Raw genomic sequence first — 20,264 nt, forward strand, 5'->3', positions numbered from 1 at the left:
CTGTCATAGCCCAGACCCTAAAGCAGCTTATGCCACCCCGCAACTGGAGCGGCGTCGGCAAGCACAGCTAACTCGCGGACGCGATGCGGGTGATTTCTTGCGCTGCGTCTGCGCAGATGATGGGGATGTCCGCTTGCTCTTTCTTTGCCCACGGTTTAAGCACGAAGCTTGCGGGATCCATTCGACCCGGTGGGCGTCCGATGCCTACGGAAAGCCGCTGATAATCCTTGGTACCCAGAGACTTGGTGGTGGAGCGCAGGCCATTGTGCCCGTGGTCGCCACCGCCGACGCGGTGCTTGACGACGCCGAATTCCAGCTTCAGCTCATCGTGGACCACGATGAGGTTTGCAGGAGATAGCGAAAAGTACTGGAGGAGTGCCTTGATGGGGCCACCAGAGAGGTTCATGAAAGAACGCGGCTTGGCAAGGAATAACTTGGTCGAGCCAAGGCGAACTTCGGCAACTTCGGTGTTGGTCTTTTTATGCACTGAAAAGCTGGTGAAGTTGTCGTTAGCTAATTCATCGACAACATCGAAACCGATGTTGTGGCGGGTTCCGGCATATTTGGGGCCCGGATTGCCCAGGCCGACGATGAGATAATCAGTCACTAAGCCATTGTCTCATGCAGGTGCGAAAGAGCGCCCCTTGGCGTGAAAACGGGCAAACGCCCGCGCCGACCACGATGGCCAGTGCGGGCGAATGTGCGTAAAAAGAGCGTGAAACTCTAAATTACTCTGCGGATTCCTCAGAGGATTCCTCAGCGGATTCAGCGCCAGCCTCAGCGCCGCCTTCCTCAGCAGCCTCAGCAGCTTCCTCGAGCTCTTCGTCAACCTCAGGCAGGGAGATGGAAGCGATGACGGTCTCTGCATCTGCAACCAGGGTGGTGCCTTCTGGCAGGGTGACGTCGCCAGCGGTGATGACAGTGCCGTCCTCGAGGCCCTCGATGGAAACGGAGATCTCCTCTGGGATGTTCAGAACGTCTGCCTCAACGAGGAGGACGTCAGCATCCTGAACGGACATGGTGCCCGGTGCGCTCTCGCCCTCGAGAACAACCGGAACCTCAACCTCAACCTTCTCGCCGCGCTTGATGGAAAGCAGGTCGACGTGGTCGATGTCTAGGGTCAGAACGTTCTGGTCAACGTGCTTGACCATGACGAGGTGCTGCTCGCCCTCGAGCTCGAGCTCGAAAACAGCGTTGATGCCGTGTGCGCGAACCAGTGCGGTCAGCTCGAGACGGTCAACAGCGAAGTGCAGAACGTCAACGCCGTGGCCGTAGACAACGCCTGGGACCTTGCCAGCAACGCGCAGGCGGCGAGCGAAGCCCTTGCCGAACTCGTTACGTACTTCTGCCTTCAATACTGGGCGGGTGTTTGCCATAGTAAAACTCCTAGTGTCAAAGATTGGTGCGGCGAGACTTTAGCGAGTTCGAAAACGGCGAAAGCCTGCCGATGGTCGTCTTGGTCGAGTCATCGCAGGCTTAAAACGTGTGAAATAACTTCTAATCGCGTCGATAACGGCTTTCCAATTCTGGGCAGCCCTCGCCGAGACAGCGAGAATCCTAACACGCAGCGCCGAGAGCAGGCAAGTTACTTCTGCTCTTCTTCGCCGACAACGCCCCAGTCTTCGTCAACTTCGTAGTCCTCGGCCGAAAAGTCATTGGAATCATCGGCCTCGCTACGCGCGCTGCCTGTCACCTTAGCGAGGCTATCGACGCTATTCCACCAGATCTTCATGGAGATAAGCTCATGCAGGCTGTCCAATTGCGCAGGCGGAAATACCTTAAGATGTAACAAGCAGAACAACAACACAAGGAACCTCCACCTGGATCAATTTAGGTGGAGGTTCCTTGTGTTCTGTTTAGGAGAGTAGCTTGTATCCGCTCTTGTCTTTGAATTCCCCTGAGGCGATCATAATGAGATCCACGATGGTTCCCACTAAGAAGAGTCCCCCTGTGAAGAGCCAGAGCAGACCAGTTCCGATCTTTCCTACATATATGCGGTGAAGACCAGCCACAAGGAAGAGACCAAGGACGCACAGCACAGCTGCGACACCTTTGCTGTATTTGCTTTCCCCAGAGAAATAGTTCGCATTGTAGGTCATATCATTATGTCCTTTCATTGTGGTGCGGTATCCGTTGCCGACATGCAAGTCGTAGCACAGGTTCATTCATTTCTGTTTGTGGAAATGGAAAAGACCGCCCAGCCGTGTGCTGGACGGTCTTTTATGTGCTGCTTATTAAGTGCTTAGTTCGACTCGAAGAGCGTGGTTACGGAGCCGTTTTCGAAGATCTCGTGGATGGTACGAGCCAGCAGTGGAGCAATCGAAAGAACGGTCAGGTTGGACCAGCCCTCGGTGGACTGCGGAAGGGTATCAGTGGTGATGACTTCCTCAGCGCCGCACTCGGACAGACGCTCACGTGCCGGATCGGAGAAGACGCCGTGGGTACAAGCGATGACGACGGACTTCGCGCCTGCTTCCTTCAGGACACGAACTGCGCCAGCGATGGTTCCGCCGGTATCGATCATGTCATCCAGAAGGATGCAGTCCTTGCCCTCGACCTCACCGACAACGCGGTTAGATACGGTCTCGTTAGCAACCTCGGTGGAACGGGTCTTGTGAACGAAGGACAGTGGGGCGTCGCCAAGCTCATGCGCCCACTTCTCAGCCACCTTGACGCGGCCAGCATCCGGGGAAACCACAGCGAGGTTATCCAGGGAGTACTTGGACTTGATGTAGTCCACGAGGATCGGCATTGCGTGCATGTGATCGACCGGGCCGTCGAAGAATCCCTGGATCTGGTCAGTGTGCAGGTCAACAGAAACGATGCGGTCTGCGCCCGCTGCCTGCAGCAGGTCAGCAACGAGGCGAGCGGAGATCGGCTCGCGGCCGCGGTGCTTCTTATCCTGACGTGCGTATGGGTAGAACGGCAGGATAGCGGTGATGCGCTTGGCAGAGCCGCGCTTGAGCGCATCGATCATGATGAGCTGCTCCATCAGCCACTTGTTCAGCGGCTGGCTGTGGGACTGCATAACGAAGCAGTCGGCACCACGGACAGACTCTTCGAAGCGGATGAAGATCTCACCGTTTGCAAAGTCACGAGCGGTGGTTGGAACGAGGTCCGTCTTCAGTTCCTTGGCAACAGCTTCAGCCAATTCTGGGTGTGCACGCCCAGAAAAGAGCTTCATATTCTTGCTGCTGCCGGTTACCTTGCCAGTCATGGGCGGTAATTCCCCTTACTTGTTGTTGTCCTGTGCGCGGGCGGCAGCTTCTGCTGCCGGAGTGCCCGGACGCTTCTTTTGAACCCAGCCTTCGATGTTGCGCTGCTTGCCACCGGAGACTACGAGTGCTCCCGCAGGAACATCTTCCTTGATAACTGTACCCGCCCCGGAATAAGCGCCGTCACCGACATTGACTGGTGCGATAAACATCGTGTCAGATCCGGTGCGCACATGGCTGCCGATTACGGTGTGATGCTTGTTAACACCGTCGTAGTTGACGAATACGGAAGAAGCGCCGATGTTGGATTCCTCGCCCACGGTGGCGTCGCCGATGTAGGTCAGGTGCGGCACCTTGGAACCGCGCCCGATCTGGGCATTCTTCGCCTCGACGAAGCCGCCGAGCTTGCCGCCTTCGCCGAGCTCGGTCTTCGGGCGGATGAAGGTAAACGGGCCGACGTTGGCGTTAGCGCCAATCACAGACTCGGAACCGTGGGTGCGGATGACCTTGGCGCCCTCGCCGACCTGCATATCGGTCAGGGTGGTGTCCGGGCCGATTTCCGTGCCATCAGCGATGTGAGTCTTGCCCCACAGCTGGGTGCCCGGGTGGATGAGAACGTCGCAGCCAATGGTGACGTCAACGCCAATCCAGGTGGTGGCAGGGTCGACGATGGTGGCACCGCCGCGCATGGCGGCTTCCACCGTGCGGCGGTTGAGCTCGCGTCCAGCTGCGGCGAGCTGGACGCGGTCATTGACGCCTGCCAGCTCGCCGGCGTCGGCAGCAATGTGCGCGCCGACGTTGTGGCCTGCGGTGCGGGCGATCTCCAAAACGTCAGTGATGTAGAGCTCGCCCTGGGCGTTGTTGGAATCGAGCTTGGTTAGGGCGTCGCGCAGAATTGCGCCGTCGAAAGCGAATACGCCGGAGTTGACCTCGTTGATGGAAAGCTGCTCGCTTGCTGCATCCTTCTGCTCAACGATGGCTTCGACATTGCCGTCTGCGCCGCGGACGATGCGGCCATAACCGGTTGGGTCAGCAAGCTGCATCGACAGAACCGTCACGGCGTTGCCGGCGGTAACGTGGGCGTCGAAAAGCCCGCGGATGGTCTCAGTGCGAAGAAGGGGGACGTCACCGTTGGTGACGATGACGGTGCCATCGAAGTCGGGGAGTGGCTCGAGACCGCACTGCACTGCGTGGCCGGTGCCGTTTTGTTCTTCCTGCACTGCCTGGGAGACCTCGGTTCCCAGTTCTGCGGCGATGGCCTCAATGGCAGGAGAGACCTGCTCGCGCTGGTGGCCGACGACGGCGACGAGGTGCTCCGGGTGCATACCAGCCGCAGCATGCAGCGCGTGCCCGATGAGCGGGCGGCCGCCGATTTCGTGCAAAGTCTTTTGCTTTGCGGATTTCATTCGGGTGCCAGCGCCCGCTGCTAGAACAACAATGGCGCACTTAGTTGTATCAGCCACGAGTTTCTTCGTTCTCCTGTCGTCGAGTCTTATTTAGGGAGTAATGTCCCACATCTTAACGCCCCACGTAATTATTGGGGGATAAAGCGCACCCCAGTTCGGCGCTGGTTTGCTACGAACTAGGCAGAGACCTCACGCAGCATCCTGGCGCGCCAAGCTCCGATGAAGCCGAGTGCAGCCAAGAAAAGCAGGGCAGCGGTAGGCCCGGCAAGGGAAATGACTGCGGAGATTGCGCCTACAACAAGCAAGATTGCGCCCATCATCGTGTTGGCCGCACCGACATAAAAGGTGCGTTTATCGCCACCTGCCATGTCCACGATGTAAGTCTTACGCGCGACGCGGATGCCCGTGTGCGCGAGGTTGACCAAAAAGAACCCCAGCGGCAAAGCCCAAGCACAAACCCAGGTTGGCGCCCAATGAGCACAAGCGACCACGAGCATTAGGGTCAGCGATGCCGCAACCGACGCCCACGACATCACCAATCGGGAAGAGCGATCCGACCAGATGCCGGAAATTTTTCCACCCACCAGGTTGGCAAGGCCAGAAGCAAGCACGAAGCCCGCGAGTCCGCTGAGCACCGTGGTGCCGCTTTGATGGGAAAGCGTGACGATGAAGGTGGTTGATAGCGCAGTCACTAGCAAAAGGGCGCGCACGTTAACAAAGCGGCGGAAATCTTCGTCGGAGGTATATAGCTTCCAGGTATCGCTCCACCAGTGAGGGCCCTCGGATGCATTCTTTTTGGCGGCCGCGGTTTCTGCTTCATCCGGAACGGGCTCATCGATGGAGGAGAATATCGCTGCCGCAACGAACCAACTCAGCGCACCACCACCGAGAACTGCGGCAAGCCCCAGCGGCGGAAGCTGGCCCAAGAACGCGAGCACAAGGCCAACGAGTAGGGTTACCGCGCCCGATGCTTGAGCAGCAAGCCCCGTCACCTCACCGCGGCTGCCTTTAGAAATGGTCCGGCCTTGGACGTCTTTTCCCGTCAGCGAGCACAAAGCGCGGAAAACAGAAAGCACGGCAAGCGCAGCGATGGTTATCGTGCCGAGAACCCAACCTTCAAATACCGCTGCGGCACCTGCAATCACGAGGGCGCTAATGCCTTGAACGACCGAGCCCCACACCCATAGCTTCTTGCGGGTCGGACGGGAAGTTACCCACGGGGTCAGTGCGGCCTGCGGGAGCATGGAGCCAGACTCTCGGATAGGCACCAGTAGTGCGGTAAAAAAGTGCGGGACGCCCAGCTGTGCAAAGAGCCAGGGCAGGACGGTCTTTCCGGAGACTAATTGGTCACCGATGCCTTGTAGGGCGTTTGAGGATGCGAAAAGGCGGGCGGGACGAGCTTCTTGGTCTGGGATCGGCATAAATCAAGCGTATGTGATAAATACCTGAATTGGCCGAAATAGGTTTGGCTTAGTAGCCAACTAAAATACTCTGGTATTTATGGGTTTTACGCGTCGTGTCTTTTTCAAAGGTGCTCTGTTTACTGCTTCTGCCGCTGCGGCGGGTGCGGCCATCACGGCTTGTGCCAATACGAAGAATAAGGATCAGCCGGCCCCGGTGGGCTATGACGCGGCGCCGCGGCCCCTTCCTATTCCGCCACTTTTAGAAGGTGAGATGGATGGCGGTACAAGGGTCTTCAAGCTCACCGCCCAAGACGGCCATTCGGAGGTTATCTCGGGCAATAACAACACCCGCACTTGGGGATTCAACGGCGCCTTCTTAGGGCCCACGCTGCGGGCGCACAAAGGTGAAAAGGTCCGCGCGGAAATCACCAATAACCTGGTCGAAATGACCACCGTGCACTGGCATGGAATGAAGCTTCCGGCCTATTCCGATGGTGGACCACACTCGCCGATTGAGGTGGGCAAGACCTGGAAGCCACAGTGGGAGATTTCCCAACCCGCCGCCACCGTCTGGTATCACCCGCACCCGCACATGGCCACGGCAACCCATGCATACCGCGGACTTGCTGGCATGTTTATCTTGGACGACGACGTATCGGATAAGCTCGACATTCCTTCTGAGTACGGCGTGGATGACATTCCGGTGGTCATTATGGATGCGAAGTTCACTGAGGACGGCCAGTTTGATCACCAGGTTGACGGCACTCTCGGTCTCATGGGCACTACTCCTGTGGTTAACGGCATCACGAATGCAGCTTTCACCGCCACCACGCGCCGGGTTCGACTCCGTTTGCTCAACGGCGCTTCGATGCGTTTCTACACGCTGGCCCTGGATAACGGGACGCCGTTTAACGTCATCGCTACTGACTCCGGGCTTCTCGACGCCCCCGTTGAGGTTGACGAGCTTCTCATCGGACCAGGCGAGCGCATCGAGGTCCTCGTGGACTTGGAGCCCGGCAAGGACGTGGTGTTGCAGTCGGTGCCGCGCAAGGACAACTTCAGCATCCCCGAAGATGAGTACTCTGCGGACTTTGGCTTCAAGGACAGCTTTGACATCCTGCATATCACCGCGCCGGGGGAGGATGCGCCTGCAGTGCCAGCTCTGCCGCAAACCTTGGATCCCGCGGCTGCCGACGTCCCGTCTGCCGAGGGGCTGACCGAGCGCGAGTTCGTGCTCAATACCTTCATGATTAACGGTGAGTCCATGGACATGGCCCGCGTGGACACCGTAATCGAGGAAGACAAGCCTGAGGTATGGACTGTGACCAACGAAAATAGCGATTGGCCGCACAACTTCCACATCCACAATTCGCGTTTCAAGGTCTTGTCTTATGACTATGGCGATGGCAAGGACATCGCGGTTCCGACGATGGGCTGGAAGGACATCGTCAATCTTCCGCCCAAGGCAACCGCCAAGCTGCTCGTGGAGTTGGGCTACTTCCCGGATAAGACCATTCCGTACATGTACCACTGCCACATGCTCCTGCACGAGGACAAGGGCATGATGGGCCAGATGGTTGTGGTGAACAAGGGCGAAAAACCCGACGTTCGCGTCAAGCCGGCGGCGCTTGTATTCGAGAAGTCTGCTGGGGCGTCGCATAGCGCACATGCTGGGCAAGTAGTGGACTCATCCCGTAGCCCGTACGCGACTCCGTCTGCGACTTCCTAGGCTTTTCGAGGTCTCAAAATAAAAGAACTCCTGCTCCTTCGAAATGCGAAGTGAGCAGGAGTTTCCTTGGCTTCCCCACCAGGACTCGAACCTAGAATGACGGTACCAAAAACCGTAGTGTTGCCGATTACACCATGGGGAATAACCGCGCGCTCAAGGCGTGCGTTGCTAATAGTACCTGACGCGTATGCCTTAATTACAAATGCCACCCACTAAGCTTGATCGCATGGTTCGACAGAGGATGACTGGACGCGAACGTCGCGAGCAATTGATCGTGATTGGCCGAGCGGCTTTTGCCGAGCTGGGGTTCGACGGAGCCAGCGTGGAGGAGATTGCGGCGCGAGCTGGCGTTTCCAAGCCCGTGGTCTATGAGCACTTCGGGGGAAAAGAAGGCCTCTATGCGGTCATCGTGGACCGCGAGATGCTCGCCCTGGAGAAGGTGATCACGCATTCGCTTAGCGAAGGCACCTGGCGCGAGCGCATCGAGAAAGCCACTGTCGCACTTTTAAACTACGTGGAGCAAGAAACCGATGGATTCTTAATCCTCGTACGCGACTCCAAGCCCGGCGACGAACGCTCCTATTCCACTTTGCTTAATTCCTCCGTGGGGCAGGTCTCCTATATCTTGGGCGCCGCCTTCGAGCGCCGCGGCCTCGACGCGAAACTGGCAGGACTTTATGCCCAAGCGCTAGTCGGCATGGTCTCGATGACCGCCCAATGGTGGCTGGATACCCGCCAGCCGGCAAAGGAAGTGGTGGCTGCGCACATCGTAAACTTGTGCTGGAATGGGCTGTCTGGAATGGAAGCTAAGCCAAAACTGAGAGGAACTAACTAAGTGGCAACGCCGATGCTCGCCGGACTACTCAAGGTCGCGGCTTCCGACCCGAAACTCAAAGGGCTTGCCACCCAGGTAGGCGAGCCACACCTGCACATCACCGGCATCGACCAAGCGCGCCCGTGGGCTATCGGCACGCTGGCGAATCAGGCGCCCGTTCTCGTCGTTACCGCCACCGGCCGTGAGGCCGAGGACCTCACCGCGGAGCTAACCGCGATGATGGGGGACAAGGTTGCCCAGTTCCCGGCCTGGGAAACCCTTCCACACGAACGCCTTTCGCCCGGCGCGGATATCGTGGGCCGCCGCGCGCAGGTGCTGCACCGCATTGCAGAAGGCAAGCTGCGCGTCGTCGTCACAGCAGCGCGTGGATATAGCCAACCGATCTTGAAAAACGTGGAAGGCCGCAGTCCGATCAGCCTGGCCGAGGACATGGAAATCGAGCTCGAGGCCATCGTCTCACAGCTGGAGTTTCGTGCCTACAAGCACGTGGACATGGTGGCCAAGCGCGGCGAGTATGCCGTCCGCGGCGGCATCTTGGACGTCTTTCCCACGACGCTCGATTACCCGGTGCGCGTGGAGTTCTGGGGCGATGAAATTACCGATATCAGGCAATTTTCCGTCGCCGACCAGCGCGCGATTCCAGAGATTGCGGTCGGCGCGGTGGACATCTTCCCGGCGCGTGAGCTTCCGATTACTGACGACGTCGCCAAGCGTGCCCAAGACTTTGCCCTGCAGCACCCGGGCAATGCTGCCCTCGTGGAGCTTTTGACCAAGGTCGGTGAGCATATTCCGGCCGACGGCATGGAGGCGCTGCTGGCGGTGCTTAGCGACGCCCCGCTGGTCACCCTTCCCGAATTCATGCCGGAGGGTACCCACGTGCTGCTGGTCGCGCCGGAAAAGATTCGCACCCGAATCGCGGATCTAGAGTCCACGGACGCGGAATTCTTGGCTGCCGGTTGGGAAGCCGCTGCCATGGGGGCGGATGGTCCTTTGACCGCTGAAGGCCTGGATACCGAGGCCGCTAGCTACCGTTCCTACGAGTCTTTGGAAGCAACGTGTGCTAACACGAATTTGCCGCTGTGGACCTTTGCGCCTCCTGGAATGTTCATGGCCGACGAGGCGCAGACCCTGCCGCTCGAGTATGAACCGGGCCCGACGCCGCGTGGTGACATCAAGGAAATCGACGCCATGATGGCCCAGTTGCTCGCGCATACCCGCGACGGCGGCCGTGCGGCGTTTATCGCTCCTGCGCAAGGCGCGATCAAGCGCATGGTTGAGCGTTTTGCGGAAAAGGGCATCCGCACCAAGGTCGCGACTCCTGGCTGGGAGCCGACGCCTGGCGAGGTCACTTTGTATCAGGCGCTTTCACATGCGGGCTTGGTATTCCCGAAGGCCCGCAGCGCCGGCGGCTCGCAGAAGGAACAGCTCCCGCTGGTTGTGGTGACGGAGACCGACCTGACTGGTAATCGCGTGGGCGATATCGCCGGCGCTAAGCGACGCCCAGCTAAGCGCCGCAACCGCGTCGATCCGCTGGCGCTCAAACAGGGCGACCACGTGGTGCATGAAACCCACGGCATTGGCCGCTTCCTCAAGATGGCCGAGCGCACGATTCAGTCGGGTGATGAGACCTCCCGACGTGAGTACATCGTGTTGGAGTACGCCTCCTCGAAGCGCGGCCAGCCGGCCGATCAGCTCTGGGTCCCGATGGACTCGCTGGATCTGCTCTCCAAGTACACCGGCGGCGAGAAGCCGACTCTGTCCAAGATGGGCGGCTCGGACTGGAAGAACACCAAGAAGAAGGCCCGCGCCGCAGTCCGCGAAATCGCGGGCGAGCTGGTGGAGCTCTATGCCAAGCGCCAAGCCGCGCCGGGACACCAGTTTGCGCCTGATAACCCGTGGCAGGCGGAGATGGAAGATAACTTCCCATATGTCGAGACTGAAGATCAGATGATGGCCATCGACTCTGTGAAGCAGGATATGGAATCCAGCGTGCCGATGGACCGCGTCGTCGTCGGCGATGTGGGCTATGGCAAGACCGAGGTAGCGGTGCGCGCAGCCTTCAAGGCGGTGCAGGACGGAATGCAGGTGGCGGTTTTGGTGCCGACCACCTTGCTGGCGCAACAGCATGCTGATACCTTCCGCGAGCGCATGACCGGTTTCCCGGTCAACATTCAGGTGCTTTCGCGCTTTACTTCTACCAAGGAAGCCAAGGAGATTGTCTCCGGTCTGGCAGACGGTTCCGTCGATATCGTCATCGGAACGCATCGCCTGCTGCAAACAGGTGTGCATTGGAAGAACCTGGGCCTCATTGTGGTTGACGAGGAGCAGCGCTTCGGCGTGGAGCATAAGGAACATATCAAGGCGCTTAAAGCCTCCGTTGACGTGCTGACGATGTCTGCGACCCCAATTCCGCGCACCCTCGAGATGTCCATGGCGGGCATCCGCGAGATGTCTACCATCCTGACCCCGCCGGAAGACCGCCATCCGGTCCTGACTTACGTGGGTGCTTACGAGGACAAACAGATTGCTGCGGCGATCCGCCGCGAGCTGCTGCGAGACGGCCAGACCTTCTTCATCCACAACAAGGTCTCTGACATTGAAAAGAAGGCCCGCGAGCTCCGCGATCTCGTGCCGGAGGCGCGCATCGTCGTGGCGCACGGCCAGATGAACGAGGAAGCCCTCGAACGGACGGTGCAGGGCTTCTGGAACCGCGAGTACGACGTCCTGGTTTGTACCACGATCGTGGAAACCGGCCTGGACATCGCTAATGCGAATACGCTCATCGTGGAAAACGCGCACCACATGGGCCTGTCTCAGCTCCACCAGCTGCGCGGGCGCGTGGGTCGTTCCCGTGAGCGCGGCTATGCCTACTTCCTGTACCCGAAGGGCGCCACGCTGACCGAGACCTCCTATGACCGCCTGGCAACCATCGCCCAGAACAATGATCTGGGCGCCGGCATGGCCGTGGCGATGAAGGACTTGGAGATGCGCGGTGCCGGCAACGTCTTGGGCGCGCAGCAGTCCGGCCACATCGCGGGTGTCGGCTTCGACCTTTATGTCCGCTTGGTCGGGGAGGCAGTGGAGACCTTCAAGGCCCTTGCCCGTGGCGAGGTTCCGAAGGCCACCGACGAGGGACCGAAGGAGATCCGCATCGACCTGCCAGTCGACGCCCATATCCCAGAGGATTACATCAACTCCGAGCGCCTGCGCCTGGAGGTCTACCGCAAGCTCGCGGCCTCGAAGGACAATAACGATCTGCAGTTGGCTGTAGAAGAAATGGAAGACCGCTACGGCCCACTGCCGGAGCCAGTTACCCGTTTGCTGGCTGTCGCTCGACTGCGTCACCAGGCGCGCCGGGCAGGCGTGGGCGATATTGCGGTGCAGGGAACCCGTATTAAGGTCCACCCGGTGGATTTGACGGATTCGAAGCAGGTGCGCTTGAAGCGCCTTTACCCGGGCTCCAATTACCGCGCCGCGGCCAAGGCCATTCAGCTGGGGTTCCCGAAGGCCGGCCGCAACGTCACCTCCCCGAAGTTGCGGGATATCGAGCTGCTGCAGTGGATGGCGGATTTCCTTTCCGCCATGTTCGAACTGGACAAGATCGATGTCACCGGCGCGAAGGTCGGCGGGAAGAATGTGATCTCTGTAAGCCAGTAAGGCCCTTTTCACCTGCAGAGCACTGTCCTAGCAGAAAAGTACTCCCTACAGGCCCAGCGTGAAGCCGAGCCGGTAGGGAATACTTATCTATGCAGTTGTCTTGCTTAAAGCGAGAGCTTGCCGCTTGCCAATCCCCACAGAGCGGCGATTGCGCCGATGAAGACGATGGCCACGACGCACCACTCGAAGGAGTTGAAGACGCGCTCCTTCTTATACAGGCGCGTTCCCACGTAAGGGATAAGACCTGGAATAACAGCGAGCGCACCGAGCAAGACATAAACCAGGTCGGCGGCGTAGATAAGCCACAGCGAGTAAGCGAACGCGATGGCGCCGATGACGATATGACGGCGGTTTTCCCGCTTCGAGATTTCCGGGCCCGAAAGATCGAACTTCACACCTGCGTGCGGGTGCGAAAGGCCCTTGCCGCGGATACCCAGTAAAAGCAGGTAGAGCGAGGTGAAGATATAAGGCAGCAGGTACATGATGGTGGCCAGCTGCACCATGGCGTTATATGAAGTCTCATTCAAGAAGAAGACGATGATGAAGACCTGGATAACAAAGGTGGAGATAAGCTGCGCTACCCATGGGGCGCCGGCCACGTTGATGGTGCCGATCTTGCGTGGCAGCAGGCCGTCGATAGCCATCATTACGATGGGTTCAGCACACAGCATCTGCCAAGACACGTAAGCGCCCAACACCGAAAGGCAGAGGCCGATGGAGATAAAAGCCGCGCCCCATGGGCCGACGACAGCTTCTAATACGGAAGCCATGGAGTTATCCGGCAATGCTGCCAGTTCAGCTTGGGAGAGCACACCGAATGACAAGGTGGAGACCGAAACCAAAAGCGCCAGCACGGAGAAGAAACCGATGACGGTGGCACGGCCGACGTCCTTGCGGGAGCGGGCCTGCTTGGAGTAGACGGAGGCACCTTCGACACCGATGAATACCCACACGGTGTAGAGCATGATGCCCTGAATCTGCTCAAAGACGGTTGAGCCGGAATCCTTGCCCCAGAAATCAAAAGTGAACTTGTCCCAGCTAAAGCCGAGGAACGCGATGAAGACTACGAAAGCCAAAATAGGGACGATCTTGGCAATCGAGGTCACCATGTTCATCACAGCGGCCTGCTTAATGCCGCCTGCCAAAACTGCAAAAATGGCCCAAGACATTACCGACACTGCGATGGCGGAGGCCCAGCGATGATCGGCGTCGAAAAGCGGCACATAGTGGCCCAAGGTGTTAAAAAAGAGCGTGGCATACCCCACCTGCGCGATTACGGAGCCAATCCAGTAGCCCCAGCCTGCGGTAAAACCGATGAAATCACCTAGGCCCGCGCGGGCGTAGGAGTACACGCCGGAGTCGAGGTGCGGCTTGCGGTGCGCCAAGTACTGGAACACGAACGCGACAGAGAGCATGCCCACGCCGGCGATGAGCCAACCGATGAGCATTGCGCCGGGACCTGCAACCGAGGCGATGTTTTGAGGAAGCGAGAATATTCCACTGCCCACGGTGGAGCCGATAATCAAGGCGACGAGAGTCCACAGAGTCACCGTGTGATTACCCGATGACTCGGCGTTCGCCGGGGAGGAAGTAGTGGAGGTCATGCGACTAAAATACCCCGCAAAAGCCACGGAGCGAAGTCAGCATTTAAAACCTGATTACTAAACTGCCCTATACTTTGTGGCCATGACTGTTCTGTTGCTCGATGAACGCTGGCCCACGCTGATTCCGATGGAGGCACATGGGGCGCTTTTGGGCCCTGTTAGCTTCACCGGTGAGGTTCCAGTGCGCGTGCGATGGAACTTTAGCGATCTCCTAAAAGGAGAGGACCCAATGGGCGTTGGCCTGCTGGTTTCCACTGATGCGCACGAACCGGAAGTCGTTGCAAGGCTGGATGCTGGCGAGCGTCTTATCGAAGCAGAGTCGCGCAAAGATTCGATGTTTCAGGCGCGTACTGCAATGGCCCAGGCAGTGCGGATTGGCGAGTGGGAACGTGCCCAAACTCACGAGAGTCTGTTGCCTTATCTCGCCGAAGAATCCGCGGAATTTGCCGAATCCGTACGTTCCCAGGCAGGCGATGAGCACATGCGCGGCGAGCTTGGCGACGTCCTGCTACAAGTTCTCTTTCATGCCGAGCTAGCCTCGCGGCGCGGAGCATTCACGCTTGACGACGTCGCGGATTCCTTCGTGGCGAAGCTGCGCTCCCGTGCGCCCTATCTCTTTGATGGAACGAATGAGCTTGTTGCGATTGAGCGGCAGGAGCAGTTGTGGGCAGAAGGAAAGGCCCGCGAAAAGTCGCAGGCCTTGGACTAGCCGGAAATTCTTCTGAAGTTCCTTAGAGCTTCGGCAGGTTCAGCATGGACGAGAGCATCGGAGCATAGTCCGAGATCTTGGAGGACAATCCAGTACCGCCAGTGAGGATGTTGTCCTGCTTGACGATGCCGCAGGCCAGGGCGCGGTCTGCGGTTAGCCCGGAGTACTTCACAGCTGCGATGGTCAGCGGGGAGACCTGTGCGTTCGCGTTGCCGCCAAGGTTCTGCAGGTTGTGAGCGAGCTGGTTGCGGGTGGTGTTCTCGTTAAAGAGCACGCCTTCGGTGTTTTGATCGATGACAGTCAGCGTGGTGCGAACGGTGCCGCAGTCGGCGCCGCTAATGAGCTGCGTGGCGACATTGTTAAGGTCGCCCAAGAAGCTGAGGTCTTGAGCCTGTGCTGCAGCTGGGGCGGCGAGGGAAAGGCTAAGCGCTGCGGCGGTGGCAGCGGCGTAACGGCGAAGGGACATGGAAAGGCTCCTTTTTAAGGTGTGCGGTGCAGGGGCAGGCGTGAAACCTGACCTTGTTACTGTAGCGCAAAATGTTAAAGATGGTGCAGTAGTGAAAGGCCTGACATAACTTCTTGTTGCTTACTGTTAAATTTCTGGAAGGGAAGTGGGGGCCGTAGTGTCAGTTCGGGAAGTGGCTAGGGGAGTCATTATGATTGGCATTCATGACTAAGCGGCTGCGGAAACTCGGGGGCTGCGGCCTGGCCGCAGTCCTCGCTGTCGTCGTTGTGGTTTCTCTCGTGGGCTGGGTGCTTTCTGCCTTAGGCAAGCCTGCAACCTTGAAACCGCTGCGGCCCGTTCCGCAGGCGATGCCGCCGATTGCTGGCATGGAAGTTCCTAACATTGACGTTCATTCGGAAGGGCGCACCGCGGACAAGCTTTCTTATTGGTCCTCCCAGTTGGAATCGCAGACAGGAATCTCCGGCCAGGCGCTACGTGCTTATGGCAACGCCGAGCTCATCGCCCGCGATGCGTGGCCTGAATGCAACCTGCGATGGAATACTCTGGCCGGTCTGGGTTGGGTAGAAACCCGCCATGGCACCTACAACGGCAATTGGCTGCGCCCCTCCAAGCTGGATGAAAATGGGTACCCAGATCCGCCGATTATCGGCATTGCTCTCGACGGCTCGAACGGTACCGCTCATACCCCGGACACGGATGATGGCCAAATCGATGGCGACGCTGAGTTTGATCGCGCCGTCGGGCCGTTGCAGTTCATTCCTTCCTCGTGGTCCCACGTGGGCCGCGATGCCAACGGTGATGGAGTAGCAGATCCCAATCAGATCGATGATGCCGCCCTCGGCGCGGCGGCCTTGCTTTGCTTCGGCGGGCGCAACATGGACAAGTCTGAAGACTGGGAGGCTGGCATCCTCAATTACAACCAGTCCAGGGACTATCTGGAACGCGTTGCCGCTGCTGCCAACTCATATTCGATTCCGCAGCCTGCTTCTTCTTAGAAAAGCCAACTTTTTAGGCAAGTATGTGACATAGTGCCCGACACCGTCCGAAGTTTTCTGGAACAATTGTCTTCAGGTGATTTGGGGCAAGGAACCCGAATCTCATATCAAATCAATTTGGCTCAATAGGAGTGAAAGCAGCATGGCTGACATCATCCACGTATTTGCTCGAGAGATTCTTGATTCTCGCGGTAACCCGACCGTCGAGGCCGAGGTTTTCCTTGATGACGGAGCACGCGGCGTAGCCGGCGTCCCTTCCGGTGCTTCCACCGGTGTGCACGAGGCTCATGAGCTTCGCGATGGTGGTGACCGCTACCTGGGCAAGGGCGTTCTCAAGGCCGTTGAAAACATCAATGAGGAAATCGTCGATGAGATCGCCGGCTTCGAGGCAGACGATCAGCGCCTGCTCGACCAGGCGCTTATTGCGCTCGATGGAACCGAAAACAAGTCCCGCCTTGGTGCAAACGCAATCCTCGGTGTTTCCATCGCTACCGCGAAGGCGGCTGCAGAGTCCGCTGGCCTGCCGCTCTACCGCTACATCGGCGGCCCGAACGCACACGTCCTGCCGGTTCCGATGATGAACATTGTCAACGGCGGCGCACATGCTGACTCCGGTGTTGACGTACAGGAGTTCATGATTGCTCCTATTGGCGCCGAGTCCTTCGCTGAGGCACTGCGCATGGGTGCTGAGGTTTACCACTCCCTGAAGTCCGTTATTAAGTCCAAGGGCCTATCCACCGGCCTGGGCGACGAGGGCGGCTTCGCTCCAGAGGCTGAGTCCACCAAGGCTGCACTCGATCTTATCGTCGAGGCAATCAAGAAGGCTGGCTTCGAGCCAGGCAAGGATATCGCCCTGGCTCTTGACGTTGCTTCCTCTGAGTTCTTCAAGGATGGCAAGTACCACTTCGAAGGCGGCGAGCACACCGCCGAGGAGATGGCCAAGGTCTACGAGGAACTCATCTCGGAATACCCAATCGTCTCCATCGAGGATCCGCTGCAGGAAGATGACTGGGAGGGCTACACCAAGCTCACCGAGACCATCGGTGACAAGGTTCAGATTGTTGGCGACGACTTCTTCGTCACCAACCCGGCACGCCTGGCCGAGGGCATCGAGAAGAAGGCTGCTAACGCACTGCTCGTTAAGGTCAACCAGATCGGCACCTTGACCGAGACCTTCGACGCAGTCGAGCTCGCGCACCGCAACGGCTACCGCACCATGATGTCCCACCGCTCCGGCGAGACCGAGGACACCACCATCGCTGACCTCGCAGTTGCTCTGAACTGTGGCCAGATCAAGACCGGCGCCCCGGCTCGTTCCGAGCGCGTTGCTAAGTACAACCAGCTGCTGCGCATCGAGCAGGAGTTGGGCTCCGGTGCAGTCTACGCAGGCCGCTCCGCGTTCCCGCGTTTCCAGGGCTAAACCCCTCGCGCTGGTTTTAGTTAGGTCGCCTCTTCAAGGTCCCTCGCTACCTACCCTTGGTTTTCAAACGTAGGTGGCGGGGGCTTTGAGAAGGCGGCCTTTTAATTTGTGAGAATTTACTTCATTCACACGCGCGTCACCCGTTTCAATAAGCTCGCGCCGCTAGGATAGAAACCCTATGGCACGCGAGAACCACACTTCGAAGAAATCCCGGACCACCGTCCCCGTGGTCTCGCGCGCTGCTACCCAGCGAGAGGCTGCAGCCAAAGCCAAGAAAACACAGAAGGCACGCGGCGAACGCATGGGCCGTATGGACATTGTTGGTCTCAGCGTCATCCTCGTGGTGGTCCTCATCGTGTTGCTGACCATCGCCGTGCCGCTGCGTAATTACTACCACGTACGCTCTGAAACTGCGCGCCTGCAACATTCCATCGCTGCTAAGCAGGCCCAAAAAGAAGAGCTTCTCAACGAGATCGATAAATACAAGTCGGAGGATTACCTCGAGCAGGAAGCGCGCCGCCGCTTCGGCGTCATCGCGGAGGGCGAGACCGCTTATCGCATCATGGATCGCCGAATGAATCCGGACAGCACGGTCACCACGAACAAGCTTGACGACGTCGATGAGCGTCCGTGGTACGAAATCCTGTGGGGCTCCATCGCAGAAGATGAAGACGTCAGCGCCACGGGCTCGACCAACGCAAACCCGGGCAGCCTGCCGGTAACCCCGGCGTCGCCAAGCGCGGGCCCTGAAAACCCGCCAGCTGCCCAGTAACGCGTACCGTAATTAGCCCGGCTAAAAGCCTTTATGAAGGCGCGGTGAATCCTATGCACCGCAAATGCGCTGCGGCATGAGACAATAGCTGCCATGACCGTCAATGATGCAGACCTAGAAATCGTTAAAGAGCAACTCGGCCGCGCGCCCCGCGGAGTGCTCGACATCGCTTACCGCACTCCAGATGGCCAGCCGGCTGTGGTGAAGACGGCGCCGAAGCTACCGGATGGAACTCCATTTCCTACGTTGTACTATCTGACCGACCCACGTCTTACCGCTGAGGCTTCCCGCCTTGAGGTTGCGCACGTGATGAAGTGGATGGAGGCCCGCCTAGCTGAAGATAAAGAGCTGGCAGAAGATTACGAGCGTGCCCATGAGTACTTCTTGGAAAAGCGCAACGCTATTGAAGACCTAGGTACCACTTTCTCAGGTGGGGGTATGCCAGATCGCGTGAAGTGCCTGCACGTGCTGATTGCTTATGCGCTGGCTGAAGGACCACAGCATTTCCGTCTAGGCACCGAAGCGGTGGCGATGGCTGCGGACCATGGTCGCTTGCGCGGTACCGCAATTCCGGAGGACTGGCCGAGCGTCAACGACCTGGGCATTGATCTGAGCCAGTTCGATTTCTCTAACGCTGAATAGTATTTCCAGGTAAGGCTGAGACCAAGAAGGCAGGTATTACATGACTCGCGTCGCTGCGGTGGATTGCGGCACCAACTCGATTCGTCTGCTCATTAGTGAAGTACAAGCTGACGGCAAGATTCGCGATATCGTCCGCACCATGGAAATCGTGCGTCTGGGGCAGGGCGTAGATGCCACGGGCGAGTTTGCACCAGAGGCCCTTGAGCGCACCCGCGTGGCGCTGGAGGGCTACGTAAAGCAGATGAAGTTTGAGAAGGTTCAGCGCGTACGCATGGTGGCAACGTCTGCTACCCGCGATGCGAAGAACCAGGACGAGTTCTTCGAAATGACGGCGCAGCTGCTGGGCCAGATCGAATCCGGTGCCAAGGCTGAGGTCATCACCGGTGAAGAAGAAGCTCTGCTGTCCTTCAAGGGGGCAGTGGCGGACCTGCGTTCTGAGCGCGGGCCATACTGCGTTATCGACTTAGGCGGCGGCTCGACGGAATTCGTCGTCGGAACTATCGACGGTGACATTCTCGGCGCGCATTCCGCGCAGATGGGCTGCGTGCGCCTGACAGAGCGCATCATGCGCACAGATCCTCCAACGGATTCTGAGATCGAAATCGCGGAAGATTACGTGGAAGAGCGCATGCAGGAAGTTGAAAAGATTGTGCCGATTTCCTCGGCCAAGACTTTCGTTGGCTGCGCGGGTACCTTCACCACGCTGTCTGCTTTGGCACAAGGCCTGGAAAGCTATGACCCCGATGCAATCCATGGCTCGGAGCTGCGTTTTGATGCGCTGCGAGTGCTCACGCGCCAGCTGATGGGGAAGCCTTCGGCTACCCGTGCGCTCAACCCAGTCATCCACCCAGGCCGCGCTGACGTAATCGGCGGTGGCTCGGTGGCTGTCGAGGGCATCATCAAGATGATTGAGCGCAACAGCGACGCCTCTTCATTCTTTATCAGCGAGAAGGATATCCTCGACGGAATCATCGCCGGCATCGCCGCTGACCTCTAGCGATTCGCACTGAAGCCACCCTATTGCGCAGCAGTGCTGACGGGGTGGCTTAAAATAGAACCGCACCAAGCCCCCATAGCCCAATCGGCAGAGGCAGTTGACTTAAAATCAATTCAGTCTGGGTTCGAGTCCCAGTGGGGGCACCGTGTGAGGTCTCGAGGCATCATTCCTTTTGGATGGTGTCTTGAGGCTTTTGTTTATGCCTTGGTCGTGGGCTTGCGGCAGCTGCAGGCACACGCTCAAGGGCCGCTGACGGCACATACCCAGACGGTAAAACTAGATGACAAACTCCATTCCTCAGCTGTCAGCGACTTTTACAGTTGTCGCGGCTCATAACAAGCGGATTTGCCATCTAGAAGCCCAGAAAGAACGCGAAAGGCCCGGTCTTGAAAGGCCGAGCCTAAAGCTAGGGTT

Annotated in this window: 18 protein-coding genes and 2 tRNA genes; 10 read left to right on the forward strand and 10 right to left on the reverse strand. The window is 58.6% G+C overall.

The annotated features are described in order from the left end of the window. Positions 1–67 precede the first annotated feature (67 nt). The 7 genes from pth to HMPREF2692_RS01955 form a co-directional block, all read right to left on the reverse strand. Positions 68–607, reverse strand: coding sequence for an aminoacyl-tRNA hydrolase (gene pth, locus HMPREF2692_RS01925; protein ID WP_070822562.1), 540 nt, complete (start codon positions 605–607; stop codon positions 68–70). Positions 608–728: 121 nt separating this feature from the next. After that, entirely contained in the window at positions 729–1,376 is a 648-nt protein-coding gene (locus HMPREF2692_RS01930) for a 50S ribosomal protein L25/general stress protein Ctc (RefSeq protein WP_070822564.1), read from the reverse strand. 209 nt (positions 1,377–1,585) lie between these two features. Beyond that, positions 1,586–1,759: a hypothetical protein gene (locus HMPREF2692_RS13075; protein WP_168161735.1), complete on the reverse strand. Its 174-nt coding sequence runs from the start codon at positions 1,757–1,759 to the stop codon at positions 1,586–1,588. 97 nt (positions 1,760–1,856) lie between these two features. Next, entirely contained in the window at positions 1,857–2,099 is a 243-nt protein-coding gene (locus tag HMPREF2692_RS01940; protein ID WP_061921517.1) for a TM2 domain-containing protein, read from the reverse strand. A 143-nt stretch (positions 2,100–2,242) separates the two neighbouring features. Then, positions 2,243–3,217 (reverse strand): ribose-phosphate diphosphokinase, encoded by a 975-nt coding sequence (locus tag HMPREF2692_RS01945; RefSeq protein ID WP_070822566.1) that lies wholly within the window; start codon positions 3,215–3,217, stop codon positions 2,243–2,245. 15 nt (positions 3,218–3,232) lie between these two features. Next, on the reverse strand, positions 3,233–4,678 hold the full coding sequence (glmU, locus tag HMPREF2692_RS01950) for a bifunctional UDP-N-acetylglucosamine diphosphorylase/glucosamine-1-phosphate N-acetyltransferase GlmU (RefSeq protein ID WP_061921437.1): 1,446 nt from the start codon (positions 4,676–4,678) through the stop codon (positions 3,233–3,235). 119 nt (positions 4,679–4,797) lie between these two features. Then, positions 4,798–6,042 carry an MFS transporter gene (locus tag HMPREF2692_RS01955; RefSeq protein ID WP_061921440.1) on the reverse strand — a complete coding sequence of 415 codons (1,245 nt, stop codon included), beginning with the start codon at positions 6,040–6,042 and terminating at the stop codon, positions 4,798–4,800. Between the two features lie 79 nt (positions 6,043–6,121). Between HMPREF2692_RS01955 and HMPREF2692_RS01960 the strand changes: the two genes are divergently transcribed. Beyond that, entirely contained in the window at positions 6,122–7,753 is a 1,632-nt protein-coding gene (locus HMPREF2692_RS01960; RefSeq protein WP_070822568.1) for a multicopper oxidase family protein, read from the forward strand. 67 nt (positions 7,754–7,820) lie between these two features. On the opposite strand, the gene HMPREF2692_RS01965 is transcribed toward HMPREF2692_RS01960, so the two are convergent. Then, positions 7,821–7,895, reverse strand: a tRNA-Gln gene (locus HMPREF2692_RS01965). An 84-nt stretch (positions 7,896–7,979) separates the two neighbouring features. Between HMPREF2692_RS01965 and HMPREF2692_RS01970 the strand changes: the two genes are divergently transcribed. Further along, positions 7,980–8,588, forward strand: a complete 609-nt coding sequence (locus tag HMPREF2692_RS01970; RefSeq protein WP_062039053.1) for a TetR/AcrR family transcriptional regulator — start codon at positions 7,980–7,982, stop codon at positions 8,586–8,588. A 12-nt stretch (positions 8,589–8,600) separates the two neighbouring features. Further along, the gene (mfd, locus tag HMPREF2692_RS01975) at positions 8,601–12,245 is read left to right on the forward strand and encodes a transcription-repair coupling factor (protein WP_070822648.1); all 3,645 of its coding nucleotides are present in this window, start codon (positions 8,601–8,603) and stop codon (positions 12,243–12,245) included. Between the two features lie 104 nt (positions 12,246–12,349). Here the strand turns inward: mfd and HMPREF2692_RS01980 are convergent, their stop codons facing one another. After that, a complete protein-coding gene (locus HMPREF2692_RS01980; protein WP_062035537.1) occupies positions 12,350–13,849 on the reverse strand; it encodes an amino acid permease in 1,500 nt (499 codons plus the stop codon). Between the two features lie 82 nt (positions 13,850–13,931). Between HMPREF2692_RS01980 and HMPREF2692_RS01985 the strand changes: the two genes are divergently transcribed. Continuing rightward, positions 13,932–14,558, forward strand: coding sequence for a MazG nucleotide pyrophosphohydrolase domain-containing protein (locus tag HMPREF2692_RS01985; RefSeq protein WP_070822570.1), 627 nt, complete (start codon positions 13,932–13,934; stop codon positions 14,556–14,558). A gap of 22 nt (positions 14,559–14,580) precedes the next feature. Here the strand turns inward: HMPREF2692_RS01985 and HMPREF2692_RS01990 are convergent, their stop codons facing one another. Further along, on the reverse strand, positions 14,581–15,024 hold the full coding sequence (locus HMPREF2692_RS01990) for a hypothetical protein (RefSeq protein WP_070496870.1): 444 nt from the start codon (positions 15,022–15,024) through the stop codon (positions 14,581–14,583). A gap of 203 nt (positions 15,025–15,227) precedes the next feature. Between HMPREF2692_RS01990 and HMPREF2692_RS01995 the strand changes: the two genes are divergently transcribed. From HMPREF2692_RS01995 to HMPREF2692_RS02020, 6 genes are all read left to right on the forward strand, one after another. Then, positions 15,228–16,019 (forward strand): lysozyme family protein, encoded by a 792-nt coding sequence (locus tag HMPREF2692_RS01995; RefSeq protein ID WP_062035534.1) that lies wholly within the window; start codon positions 15,228–15,230, stop codon positions 16,017–16,019. Between the two features lie 142 nt (positions 16,020–16,161). Then, positions 16,162–17,439, forward strand: a complete 1,278-nt coding sequence (eno, locus tag HMPREF2692_RS02000) for a phosphopyruvate hydratase (protein WP_061921551.1) — start codon at positions 16,162–16,164, stop codon at positions 17,437–17,439. Positions 17,440–17,617: 178 nt separating this feature from the next. Next, a complete protein-coding gene (locus tag HMPREF2692_RS02005) occupies positions 17,618–18,211 on the forward strand; it encodes a septum formation initiator family protein (protein WP_070496865.1) in 594 nt (197 codons plus the stop codon). Positions 18,212–18,304: 93 nt separating this feature from the next. After that, the gene (locus HMPREF2692_RS02010; RefSeq protein ID WP_062035532.1) at positions 18,305–18,853 is read left to right on the forward strand and encodes a DUF501 domain-containing protein; all 549 of its coding nucleotides are present in this window, start codon (positions 18,305–18,307) and stop codon (positions 18,851–18,853) included. Positions 18,854–18,893: 40 nt separating this feature from the next. After that, positions 18,894–19,850, forward strand: a complete 957-nt coding sequence (locus HMPREF2692_RS02015) for a Ppx/GppA phosphatase family protein (protein WP_070822572.1) — start codon at positions 18,894–18,896, stop codon at positions 19,848–19,850. 69 nt (positions 19,851–19,919) lie between these two features. Beyond that, positions 19,920–19,993, forward strand: a tRNA-Leu gene (locus HMPREF2692_RS02020). Positions 19,994–20,264: the final 271 nt, after the last annotated feature.

The sequence above is a fragment of the Corynebacterium sp. HMSC036D03 genome, assembly GCF_001836185.1.
Taxonomy (GTDB): Bacteria; Actinomycetota; Actinomycetes; order Mycobacteriales; family Mycobacteriaceae; genus Corynebacterium; species Corynebacterium simulans.